The organism is Piscibacillus sp. B03 (assembly GCF_052246295.1).
Classification (GTDB): domain Bacteria; phylum Bacillota; class Bacilli; order Bacillales; family Alkalibacillaceae; genus Piscibacillus.
Genome location: NZ_JBQQCO010000095.1, coordinates 1 through 906 on the forward strand (window position 1 = coordinate 1; position 906 = coordinate 906).

The following is a 906-nucleotide window of genomic DNA, read 5'->3' on the forward strand; positions in this document are numbered from 1 at the left end:
TTACTTGCCCACATGAACCGGCTGATGCGTCACTAGATCGAATCGACCGAGTGGTTTTACGATTGGATCGAGATATTGAATCACGTTATATTCGAGCGTTTGTTAAACGCGGAGAAGAAGCTGAAGTCCCAGAACCACCAGGCTTAATACGAAATGATACGATTTATGAATTATCGTTAGCCCAAGTCTATATAGAGGCTGGAAAATCATTCATTGATGATACCCAAATCACTGATGAACGAGGAGATAATGAGGTCTGTGGACGTGTTCAAGTTGCTCGTCAAGTAGGTGATCAGATTAATACAGTTGATATTAAGTCAGTTGATGCAAAACCAGAAGAATACTCAGAAGGAATTTCGCAATTTTACATGAGTGGAGATGCCCAAGCTGATATCTTTTCAGATTGGTTACATTCAATTGGCATTAGTCCATCTGATTTTGGGGTTGGATTGGGATCTCTAAGAGCTTATGTTCATACCATTGGAAACCGAACCAATACAGGAGTACAAACCATCACGATCTTTAGATGGGATTATCAAAGCGGTTATGAGATTTTAGCTGAGTATAAACGTGCTAATAATGCGATATCGTCTGATGTGGATTGGGGAGATTGGCAACAAGTCTCTTTTGTGGTTGAAAGTGGGGAAAATGAGAATGGTAGTTATGTAAGATACTCAGATGGCTTGCAAATATGCTGGGCCAACATCGGAACATTGGATGCGACAAATGATACAGGGGCTTTATATCAAAGTGCTGAATCTACGTATTGGGAATATCCTAAGCCTTTTAATGGACCTGGGACTGTTGTAGTGACGGGTGATATGTCCGCCTTTAATCGATGGATTACGACAACAGGGGGAACTGAAGGTGAGGGTGTTTATATTAGATGTATGAGTACAGTTTATT

The 906-nt window shown here is 40.7% G+C and carries 1 pseudogene; it reads left to right on the plus strand.

Annotation, left to right across the window (positions count from 1 at the left end):
- Nucleotides 1-906: pseudogene (locus ACTWQB_RS17350) on the plus strand (hypothetical protein); the annotation flags it as partial.